The organism is Pseudomonas sp. Kh14 (genome assembly GCF_900291005.1).
In the GTDB taxonomy this organism is placed as follows: domain Bacteria; phylum Pseudomonadota; class Gammaproteobacteria; order Pseudomonadales; family Pseudomonadaceae; genus Aquipseudomonas; species Aquipseudomonas alloputida.
In genome coordinates, this window is record NZ_OLKJ01000281.1 from 1 (window position 1) to 241 (window position 241).

The window sequence follows — 241 nt, forward strand, 5'->3', positions numbered from 1 at the left end:
GTATGGCCCCACCTCTGGGCAGCGGGCGGCGAAGGCCTGCCATTGGTCGATGGTCTGCGCCAGCGCTTCGTCGCTATCACCGCCGGGCTGCACCGGCAGGTGCGAAGGCTGGTGACGCAGACTGAACACCTGGCGTTCGCCCGCGCCGACGCGAAAGCGGGCGACGGTGTGCTGGTCACGGGCATGCGGAGGGACGGTGCTGCACAGGATCAGCCGATCGGGGCCGGCGACGGCGCTGAGG

General features: G+C 71.0%; 1 pseudogene. It reads right to left on the minus strand.

Annotated features, from left to right (window positions below):
• Window positions 1-241: pseudogene (locus tag FQ668_RS28125) on the minus strand (glycoside hydrolase family 15 protein); the annotation flags it as partial.